The sequence below is a fragment of the Hydrogenophilus islandicus genome (assembly GCF_054657095.1).
The window spans coordinates 38203-47624 of the sequence record NZ_BAAHXE010000014.1; the positions used below are offsets into that span (position 1 = coordinate 38203).

10 protein-coding genes and 1 pseudogene are annotated in these 9422 nt (G+C 65.2%); 10 read left to right on the top strand and 1 reads right to left on the bottom strand.

Annotation, left to right across the window (positions count from 1 at the left end; all coding sequences use genetic code 11):
• Window positions 1–66: 66 nt before the first annotated feature.
• From cfa to ccmI, 10 genes are all read left to right on the top strand, one after another.
• Window positions 67–1197, top strand: a complete 1131-nt coding sequence (gene cfa / locus ACYQ6T_RS05940; RefSeq protein WP_459828771.1) for a cyclopropane fatty acyl phospholipid synthase — start codon at window positions 67–69, stop codon at window positions 1195–1197.
• A gap of 118 nt (window positions 1198–1315) precedes the next feature.
• On the top strand, window positions 1316–1969 hold the full coding sequence (ccmA, locus tag ACYQ6T_RS05945; protein ID WP_459828773.1) for a cytochrome c biogenesis heme-transporting ATPase CcmA: 654 nt from the start codon (window positions 1316–1318) through the stop codon (window positions 1967–1969).
• Window positions 1966–2634: a heme exporter protein CcmB gene (gene ccmB / locus ACYQ6T_RS05950; protein ID WP_459828775.1), complete on the top strand. Its 669-nt coding sequence runs from the start codon at window positions 1966–1968 to the stop codon at window positions 2632–2634. Before ccmA ends, ccmB begins: the two co-directional genes overlap by 4 nt.
• A 39-nt stretch (window positions 2635–2673) precedes the next feature.
• Window positions 2674–3486 (top strand): heme ABC transporter permease CcmC, encoded by an 813-nt coding sequence (ccmC, locus tag ACYQ6T_RS05955; RefSeq protein WP_459828777.1) that lies wholly within the window; start codon window positions 2674–2676, stop codon window positions 3484–3486.
• Window positions 3487–3488: 2 nt separating this feature from the next.
• Window positions 3489–3677 (top strand): heme exporter protein CcmD, encoded by a 189-nt coding sequence (gene ccmD, locus ACYQ6T_RS05960; protein WP_459828779.1) that lies wholly within the window; start codon window positions 3489–3491, stop codon window positions 3675–3677.
• Entirely contained in the window at window positions 3674–4120 is a 447-nt protein-coding gene (gene ccmE, locus ACYQ6T_RS05965; protein WP_459828781.1) for a cytochrome c maturation protein CcmE, read from the top strand. Before ccmD ends, ccmE begins: the two co-directional genes overlap by 4 nt.
• A gap of 4 nt (window positions 4121–4124) precedes the next feature.
• The gene (locus ACYQ6T_RS05970) at window positions 4125–6101 is read left to right on the top strand and encodes a heme lyase CcmF/NrfE family subunit (RefSeq protein WP_459828783.1); all 1977 of its coding nucleotides are present in this window, start codon (window positions 4125–4127) and stop codon (window positions 6099–6101) included.
• A 10-nt stretch (window positions 6102–6111) separates the two neighbouring features.
• Window positions 6112–6702, top strand: a complete 591-nt coding sequence (locus ACYQ6T_RS05975) for a DsbE family thiol:disulfide interchange protein (protein WP_459828785.1) — start codon at window positions 6112–6114, stop codon at window positions 6700–6702.
• Entirely contained in the window at window positions 6702–7289 is a 588-nt protein-coding gene (locus ACYQ6T_RS05980; RefSeq protein WP_459828787.1) for a cytochrome c-type biogenesis protein, read from the top strand. Before ACYQ6T_RS05975 ends, ACYQ6T_RS05980 begins: the two co-directional genes overlap by 1 nt.
• On the top strand, window positions 7286–8203 hold the full coding sequence (gene ccmI / locus ACYQ6T_RS05985; RefSeq protein ID WP_459828789.1) for a c-type cytochrome biogenesis protein CcmI: 918 nt from the start codon (window positions 7286–7288) through the stop codon (window positions 8201–8203). Before ACYQ6T_RS05980 ends, ccmI begins: the two co-directional genes overlap by 4 nt.
• A gap of 385 nt (window positions 8204–8588) precedes the next feature.
• Here ccmI and ACYQ6T_RS05990 read toward each other — a convergent pair.
• Window positions 8589–9383 (bottom strand): annotated as a pseudogene (locus ACYQ6T_RS05990) (YihY family inner membrane protein); the annotation flags it as partial.
• Window positions 9384–9422 lie beyond the last annotated feature (39 nt).

Sequence of the window (9422 nt, forward strand, 5' to 3'; positions counted from 1 at the left end):
CATTCCATGCGCCGCCTCAGCCGATCGAGGCGGCGGTAGCCAGGGCGCTTTCCGGGGGAGGGGAAGATGCCGAAACGGGCAGAGACGACGATTCGGGAGTGGCTCGCTGAGATCGATGTGGTCGTGGGCGGTAACCGCCCGTGGGACATCGTCGTTCACCACCCTGATTTTTACGACCGGGTGCTCGCCAAAGGGAGTTTAGGGCTTGGCGAAGCCTACATGGACGGGTGGTGGGATTGTGAAGCGCTCGACGAGTTGATCGCACGCGCGCTCGCAGCCCGGCTCGATGAGCGGTTGCGCGATTGGCGGCGGGCGCTCCTTGCGGTGCAATCGGTGCTCATCAACCTGCAGTCGCGCAGTCGGGCGTGGGAGGTGGGGCGGGCGCACTACGACCTTGGGCGCGACCTCTTTACCGCGATGCTCGACCCCACCATGGCCTACTCGTGTGGCTACTGGGCCGAGGCGACGACGCTTGAGGCGGCGCAAGAGGCGAAACTCGACCTGATCTGCCGCAAGCTCGGACTTGAACCGGGCATGCGGCTCCTCGACATCGGCTGCGGTTGGGGAAGTCTCATGCGCTTTGCCGCTGAGCGGTACGGGGTCACCTGTGTCGGGCTTACCATCTCCCGCGACCAGGCAGAGTTTGGGCGCGAGCGCTGTCGCGACCTGCCAGTCACCTTTCTCCTTGCTGACTACCGCGAATTCCACCCCGACGCCTGCGGTGGGCCCTTTGATCGGGTGGCGTCGGTCGGCATGTTCGAGCATGTCGGCGTGCGCAACTATTCTGCTTTCTTTCGCGTCGCGCGCCACGCCCTCAAGCCCGACGGCCTTTTTCTCCTTCACACGATCGGCAAACGCAAAGCGGGCCGCGGCGTCGATCCGTGGATCGAAAAGTACATCTTTCCCAACGGCGAGATTCCCGCCCTCTCCGACCTCACCCGGGCGGCGGAAGCCGAATTCGTGATCGAAGACCTCCACAATTTCGGCGCCGATTACGACAAGACGCTGATGGCCTGGTATCACCGTTTTGCCGCGGCCTGGCCGCAGCTCCAAGCGCGGTACAGTGAGCGCTTCTACCGCATGTGGCGCTACTACCTGCTCGTCTGCGCCGGCTCTTTTCGCGCGCGCGACAACCAGTTATGGCAGGTTGTCCTCTCGCCGCGTGGGGTTGCTGGCGGCTACCGGCGGGTTTCGTAAAAGGGATCACGACTGCCGCTGTAACGACCAGAGCCACTGCCCGGACCGCTGCACCCAGCGCCCACCCTGTTCCCCCTTCGGGTACAATCGGGGGGTTACCATCAAGGCAGGAAGGGCGATGGCGCTGGTTGAGTGGCGGGATCTTGCGGTGCGGCGAGGGGAACGGCTCCTCTTTCACCGCTTATCCGCCCGCTGTGACGCCGGCGAGGTGGTCCGGATCGCAGGGGAAAACGGGGTGGGGAAGAGCACGCTCCTGCGCGTCCTCGCCGGACTCACCCCGTCCGAAGAAGGGGTCGTCCTCTTTCGCGGGGAGGAGCTCGCCGCCGTTCGCGACACCTGGCGCTCGTCGCACCTCTACCTCGGCCACGCGCTCGCGGCCAATGACCTCCTCACGCCCCGGGAAAACCTCCGTTTCCTCTGCGCCCTCTTGGGGCAGAATCCTCCCGATCGGGCGCTCGATGAGGCGTTGCAGGCGGTGGGCCTTGCCGCGCAGCGCGACCTGCCGCTCAAGGTGCTTTCGGCGGGGCAGCGGCGGCGCGTTGGCCTTGCTCGCCTCTTTTTCGCCGCGGATCGTCCGGTTTGGCTCCTCGACGAACCCTTGACCGCGCTCGACCAGACCTTTGTCGTCACGCTCACGCGCCTCATCGAAGCGCACGCCGCAGCAGGGGGCGTGGTCCTCCTCACCACCCACCAGGAGGCCCCTTTCGTCCGTTCGGTGCGCACCATCGACCTCAGCCACTTTCGCCCCAAGGGCCGGAGGCAAGCGGCGTGAGGGGGCTCTTTGGTGCGCTGCTGCGGCGCGAACTGCTGCTTGCGTGGCGAAGTCGGGCCGATACGCTCGTCGCGCTCACCTTCTTCGTGATCGTCGCGACCCTCTTTCCCTTTGGCGTGGGCACCGACGAGGCGCTGCTGCGTGCGATCGCTCCGGGGATCCTCTGGGTTTCGGCGCTCCTTGCGGTGTTGTTGACGCTCCCGCGCCTCTTTGAACACGATTGGCGTGACGGAACTTTGGAGCAGCTTCTCTTGTCTCCCGAACCAGCGCCGGTCTGGTTGGGGGCAAAGCTCCTCGCCCATTGGCTGGGTAGCGTCGTGCCGTTGGCGGTGCTCGCGCCGCTCCTCGCGCTCCTCTACGGGGTTGAGCCCGCGGTTACCCACTGGTTGCCGGTGACGCTCCTCTTGGGAACGCCGATGCTTACCCTGATTGGCGCGGTTGGGGCGGCCCTCACCTTGGGGGTGCGGGGCAGTAGCCTCTTGCTTGCGCTCCTCGTGCTGCCGCTCTTCGTCCCGGTGCTGATCTTCGGGGTCGATGCAATTGAAAGCGCGCGCCAGGGGCTCCCCTTTACCGCGCAGTTGGCGCTCTTGGCAAGTGGCTCGCTCGCGGCGATGGCGCTTGCCCCATGGGGGTGTAGCGCGGCGCTGCGCTTGGCGGTGGAGTAGGAGGGAAGAGATGGATCGTTTCGGGTCGGGAGCGGTGCAATGGGGCGCCTAGCGGCGTGGCGGGCGGCGAGCGAAGCGCGGATGCGCTCGCCGAAGAGTCTTTGGCGCTTTGCTGCTCCCAAGGAGTTCTTCTGGCTCACCGGAAAATTGATCCCCTGGTTTGCGGTCGCGGCGGCGATCCTCGCCGTCGTCGGGCTCTACGCCGCCTTCTTCGTCGCCCCCTCCGACTTTCGCCAAGGCGAAGTCTATCGCGTGATCTACATCCACGTCCCCGCGGCGTGGATGAGCATGATCATCTACCTCGCGATGGCCTTTTGGGGGATTGTCGGGCTCACCCTCAACACCCGGGTCTCGTTTATCCTCGCCCACGCGCTCGCCCCTACCGGCGCGCTCTGGTGTTTCGTAGCCCTCTGGACCGGTGCGCTCTGGGGAAAACCCACCTGGGGAACTTATTGGGCGTGGGACGCTCGGATGACTTCGCAGCTCCTTTTGCTGTTTCTCTATCTGGGGTATATCGCGCTTGTGCACACCATCGAAGATCCCCGTCGCGCCGATCGTGCCGGGGCGATTCTGGCGATTGTCGGGTCGATCAACGTGCCGATCATCTACTTTTCGGTGAAGTGGTGGAATACGCTCCACCAAGGGGCGTCGGTGAGCCTGACGAAGGCGCCGTCGATGGCGACGATCATGGTGGTAACGATGCTCATCATGACCTTTGCCGCGTGGAGCTATTCGATCGCGGTGGCCCTCTGGCGCGCGCGGGCGTTGGTGCTTGAGCGCGAAGCCCACACTGACTGGGCGCAGCGAGCCGCGGCCGAGCTCGCCGCGCACCATCAGCGAGAGAGGAAGTGACGATGCAGTGGGAATCGTGGTCGGCATTCTGGGCGATGGGGGGGAAAGCCCCCTTTGTCTGGGGAAGCTACGCCGTGACCTTTGCGCTCCTTGCGCTCGAGGTGGGACTCCTTTGGCGCCGGTGGCGGCAAGCAGTGGCGCGGGTCGCTGCGGCGGCCTGTGCGGATGAGCATGAGGAGGTCGCGCAGTGACCCCAAGACAGAAGCGATTGGCGGTGATTCTCGCAGCGCTCTCGCTCCTTGCCGGGGCGGTAGCGCTCGTGCTCACCGCGTTTCAGGAGAATCTCGTCTTCTTCGTCACGCCGAGCGACGTCGCGCAAGGTAAAGCTCAACCGGGACGATATTTTCGCGTCGGGGGGCTTGTGGAATCGGGGTCGATCGAACGCGGCGCCGACGGGGTGACGGTCCGCTTTCGCATCACCGACACCGCCCACACGATCCCGGTGGTCTATCGCGGCGCGCTCCCTGATCTCTTTGGCGAGAATCAGGGGGCAGTGGCTGAAGGGACGCTCAGGGGCGACGGCGTCTTCGAGGCGAAAAAGGTGCTTGCGAAGCACGACGAAACTTATATGCCCCCCGAGGCGTCGCATGCGGTCGAACAGGCGCAGCGGGCGGCGAAAAGCGTAAAGGAGTGACCGGATGCTTGCAGAGTGGGGACAGGTGCTTTTGGCGTTGGCGATCGCGGTCGCGGCGATGCAAGCCTTTTTTGGTCTCGTCGGTGCGGAGCACGGCCGGGTGGCTTGGATGGTTGCGGCGCGCCGCGCGGCGCTTACCCAAGCGGCGGTGCTCGCGACCGCTTTTGCGGTGCTCATCACCCTCTTTTTGCGCAGCGACTTTTCGGTGGCGCTCGTGGCGAAAAACTCCTCCACCCTCACCCCCTGGTTCTACCAGGTGACCGCCGCATGGGGCAACCACGAAGGGTCGATGCTGATGTGGGCGGTGGCCCTTTCGGGGTGGAGCGCGGCGGTCGCGTGGCGGTCGCAAGCGCTCACCGAGGCGATGCGCGCGCGGGTCGTCGGCATTCTCGGGCTCGTGAGCTTTGGCTTTCTCCTCTTTTTGACGCTGACCTCGAACCCCTTTATCCGCCTCGTCCCGGCGCCTGCCGAGGGGCGTGACCTCAATCCGCTCCTTCAAGACCCCGGGATGATCATCCACCCGCCGCTCCTCTACATGGGCTACGTCGGAACCGCAGTCGCCTTTGCCTTTGCCCTGGCTGCGCTCCTCTCTGGGCGGATGGATGCCGCCTGGTCGCGGTGGGCGCGGCCGTGGATCCTCACCGCGTGGCTCTTTCTCACTCTCGGGATCATGGTCGGCTCGTGGTGGGCCTATTACGAACTTGGCTGGGGCGGCTGGTGGTTTTGGGATCCAGTCGAGAACGCCTCGTTTATCCCGTGGCTCGTGATGACGGCGCTCATTCACTCGATCATCGTGACTGAGAAGCGCGGCGCGTTTCGCGCCTGGACGGTGCTCTTGGCGATCGCGGCCTTCTCCTTGTCGCTTCTCGGCACCTTTCTCGTCCGCTCCGGCGTGATCACCTCGGTCCACGCCTTTGCTTCCGACCCCTCGCGCGGCCTCTTCATTTTGGGGCTCCTCGCGGTGACGGTCGGTGGGTCGCTCCTCCTCTTTGCCTGGCGGGCGCCGATGCTTGCCGGAGGGGGCGCATTTGGCTGGTTCTCGCGTGAGGCGACACTGCTGATCAATAACGTCCTCATGAGTGTCGCGGCGTTTGCCGTGTTGCTCGGGACCGTCTATCCGCTCCTCATGGACGCGTTGGGGTTGGGGAAACTTTCGGTCGGCGAACCGTACTTCGTCGCCGTCTTCGTCCCATTGATGACGCCGGCGGTCTTCTTTATGGCGATCTCGCCGTTTCTCCGCTGGAAAGAGGATCGGTGGCAACGGATCGCGAAGCGGCTGGTGATCGACGTCGCGGTCACGATGCTCGCTGCCGTTGCGGTGCTGATCGCTGCCCACCACCTCACCCTCCGGGCCTGGTTGGGGCTTTGGCTCACCTTCTGGGTCTTTCTCGCCAGCGTCCGGCTGCTCGTGGAACGGTTGCAGAACCGGGCTGAGGGGCAGCGGGTTAGCGAGCGGCTTGCGCGCATTCCCGGGTCGTGGTGTGGGATGTGGCTCGCCCACCTCGGCGTCGGGGTCTTCATCATGGGGGCAACCCTCTTGGGGGCATTTGAAGAACGTCTCGACGTCAAGATGGCTCCGGGGCAGGTGGCAGAGCTCGCCGGGTTCCAGTTCCATTTCCTTGGGGTGGAGCAGCGCGAAGGGCCCAACTACACCGCGATGCGTGGGACCATCGAAGTGACTCAGGGGGGGCGTCCTGTCGCGGTGCTCTACCCCGAAAAACGCAACTACCACTTCTCGGCGATGCCGATGACCGAAGCCGCGATTGCGACGACCTGGCGGCGTGACCTCTACGTCTCACTCGGTGACCCGGTCGACGACGGCGCGTGGGTGGTGATGCTCTTCTACAAACCGATGGTCCTCTTCCTCTGGCTGGGGCCGCTCCTGATGGCGGTCGGTGGGGTGACTGCCGCGCTCGACGCCCGCTACCGCCGCCGTGTCGCGGCACGGCTGCCCGCTGGGGCTATCGGCGCTCGTCTCTAAGGAGAAGTTCATGCGTTGGCGCTACGCTCTGCCGCTCCTCATTTTCATCGCCCTGGTGGCGCTCTTTGCCGCAGGGTTTCGCTTGAACCCGCGCGAAGTGCCGTCGCCCCTCGTCGGCAAACCGGCCCCGTCGTTCGCGTTGCCGCGCTTTGATGACCCTACCCAGACCGTTTCCCCGCAAGCGTGGGCCGGGAAACCTTACCTGCTCAATGTCTGGGCGACCTGGTGCGTTTCGTGCGCGCAGGAGCACGAGACCCTGCGGCAACTCCAGCAGCAGGGGGTGCGGATCATTGGCTTCAATTACAAAGAGATCCGCGGCGACGCAGCGCTCGACGCGCGGAAACTCACCCCGGAAGCAGAACAGCAGTTGGCGTGGCAACGGATCGGTGCCTGGCTGCAAAAGGGGGGGAACCCCTACGAGGAGATCGTCGTCGATCTGACCGGTCGCGCGGCGATCGACTACGGTGTCTATGGCACACCCGAGACCTTCTTCATCGACAAAGATGGAGTCATTCGCTACAAGCAGATCGGTCCGATCACGCCGGAATTGTGGCAGCAGAAGCTCCGCGCCGAGTGGCTCGCGCTCACGGGGGGGCAGTGATGGCGGCGCGCGCAATGGGGTATTGGGCGCGAACGGAGCGCCTGAGACGGGGGGGCTTGAGAAGACTCCTCGGCGCCCTGCTCTTTCCGCTCGGAGTTTTTCTTGCGCTCCTCTCCTCCCTACTCTACGCCGCTTCCCCGGCGGAGAGCGGTGCGCCGGTGACCCTTGCCCAGCCGCTCAACGATCCGGTCCTCGAGCAGCACGCGCTCACGCTGGGGCGCAAGCTCCGCTGCCTCGTCTGCCAAAACCAGTCGATCGCCGATTCGAACGCGGAACTCGCGCACGACCTGATGAACCAGGTTCGTGCAATGTTGCGGGAGGGCAAATCGGACCAGGAGATCGTCGACTTTCTCGTCGCCCGCTACGGCGATTTTGTCCTCTTGGAGCCCCCGATCGATCTTCGCACGCTGCTCCTCTGGACGAGCCCCTTTGTGCTCGCTGCTGGGGGCCTCTGGGGACTCTGGGCAGGGCTGCGACGGCGGGAGGCGACGTGTGCCGTGCAACTCGACGCCGCCGCTAAAGCGCGCGCCGATGCGCTGCTTGGCTCGACCCCCTCCAGCCACTCTTCTCAGGAGCCATCGTCGTGACGGGTTGGATCATTCTGAGCGGTGTCACCGCAGTCGCAGTGTTGGCGTTCGTCCTCTGGCCGCTCCTGCGGGGAGTGCGCCACTCCGCGCGCCTTTCGCACCGCGACGCGGTGATCGCGGCACTCCAAACTGAGCGGGCGCAACTCGAAGCCGACCACCGCGCCGGCCGCATCGACGCCGCCGCGTATGCCGCAGCGCTCGACGAGCTTCGCGCCCGAATTCTCGCCGAGGCCGAGGAAGATGGGGAGAGTGCCACCGCTGTCCGGCCAACAACAGGGGCACAACCGGCCCTTGCCGCGTCGCTTTTTGGTTTGGCGCTCATCGGCGGCGGGGGGTTCTACCTCCTCGTTGGTGCTCCCCAGTGGGCCGACGACGCCCGCGTCGCTCTGGTGAGCCGCGAAGCCCGTGCGGCACCGGCAGCGGGTGGCATTACTCCGGAACGGATCCGGCAGTTGGTCGCGCAGCTTGCCGAGCGGCTCGCGCAAAATCCCGACGACCCCCAAGGGTGGCGGATGCTTGCCCGCTCCTACATGGTCTTGGAGGATAGCGACGCGGTGTTGGATACCTGGGCGAAAATCGGCGCGCGCATCCCTGCTGACCCGGAGGTGCTCCTCGACTGGGGTGAGCTCCTAGCGGCGGCAAGCGGCGGCTTTACGGCTGACGCGGTCCAGCTCGTCGAACGTGCGGTGGCGTTGGCCCCCCAATCGCTGCGCGCGCTCGCCCTTGCCGGTGCCGCCGCGTCGGCGAGCGGTGACCCGGCGAACGCGATCCGCTACTGGGAGCAGCTCCTTCCTATGACTCAGGGGAACGACGAGGCGCGTCAAGCGGTGACGGCGGCGATTGCGGAAGAGCGTCAGAAACTGGCGGGAGCCCCGCGTCAGAATGCTCCCGGCGAGGAGCGGAGCGCGCGGTAAAAGGTTCTTGCAGCCGCGCGGCGATCGGGGCGAAGAGTTCCGGGAGCTTCTTCGCCCCCGGCGTCTCTGCGTACGCTTGCCACTGCTCGAGGTCAAGCGCAAAGGCGGCAAGAATCCGTGCCGCAGAGAGCCCCTCCGGCGCGATCGCGGCAAGCCATGTTCCCTTTTCGCTGCGCTCGACCCACCCGAGGAGCGCAAGCCGCTCCAGAATCGCCTCGCACTCGTGCGGTGGCAGTTTTGCCGCGTGCCACAGGGCCTCTTGGGGAAGCGATCGTCCCTCCCGCTGCGCATACCAGAGCGTCTCTAAGATCGTCCACGCGGCAAGCGCCTCAAACCCGGGAAAATGGGGCATGCTTTTGATCTCGGCAGCCGTCTCTTCAAATGCAGCGGCAGCGACTGCGCCACTCAAAATCAACAGCCACAGCGAATAGAGCCACAACAGAAAGATCGGAAGTGTGGCAAACGCCCCGTAGATCAACGTGTAGGTGGGGATCGTCGCGACAAACCAGCCGAAACCCTTCTGGAGAAGCAGGAAAAGCACCGCGACCAGAAAACCGGTCACCGCGGCGATCCGCCCCTGAACCGGGTGGTGCGGCACTGCGTAGTAGAGAAAAGTGAAAAAGAGCCATAAGAGCGCAAGCGGCACGAGGAGCGCGAGCAGTTGATCCGACCACGACGCGTGTCCCGCAAACTCCGACGCCTCTTGCGCGAGCGCCCGGGCTACCGCAATGCTTCCGCCCACCAACAGGGGCCCCGCGGTGAGGACAAACCAGTAGAGCGTGAGCCGCCGCGCCCAGCCGCGTGCCCGCCGGGCGTTCCAGATGCGGTTGAAGACATCTTCGACGGTCGCAAGCAGCAGCACCGACGTAAACACCAGCATGCTTGAGCCGAGCGCCGTCAGCTGCCCGGCGTTCGCCGTGAATGCCTCGGCGTACTGGGTGATGATCGTCGCAGCAGCGTCAGGCAGGAGGTTTGCCGTCAAAAAATCGCGCAGCGCCTCGCCCAACTGGGCAAAGGCCGGAACGGTGCGGAAGAAGAGGATCGCGAGCGTCGCGATTGGCACCAGCGCCAAGAGGGTGGTGAACGCCAGCCCCCCCGCCACCTCCCAACAGTTGGTGGCAAGAAACCGATCGGCAAAGCGGCGCGCAAACGCGCGCAAAAAGGGGGAGATCCTCGCCATAAAACGATCTTACCGCGAAACCCCTCAAGTTTTGCTTTC

Bases quoted from the DNA above. Each gene is read 5' to 3' on its own strand.
- cfa (WP_459828771.1), top strand. From the start codon at position 67: ATGCCGAAACGGGCAGAGACGACGATTCGGGAGTGGCTCGCTGAGATC.
- ACYQ6T_RS05975 (WP_459828785.1), top strand. From the start codon at position 6,112: ATGCGTTGGCGCTACGCTCTGCCGCTCCTCATTTTCATCGCCCTGGTG.
- ACYQ6T_RS05970 (WP_459828783.1), top strand. From the start codon at position 4,125: ATGCTTGCAGAGTGGGGACAGGTGCTTTTGGCGTTGGCGATCGCGGTC.
- ccmA (WP_459828773.1), top strand. From the start codon at position 1,316: ATGGCGCTGGTTGAGTGGCGGGATCTTGCGGTGCGGCGAGGGGAACGG.
- ACYQ6T_RS05980 (WP_459828787.1), top strand. From the start codon at position 6,702: ATGGCGGCGCGCGCAATGGGGTATTGGGCGCGAACGGAGCGCCTGAGA.
- ccmD (WP_459828779.1), top strand. From the start codon at position 3,489: ATGCAGTGGGAATCGTGGTCGGCATTCTGGGCGATGGGGGGGAAAGCC.
- ccmC (WP_459828777.1), top strand. From the start codon at position 2,674: ATGGGGCGCCTAGCGGCGTGGCGGGCGGCGAGCGAAGCGCGGATGCGC.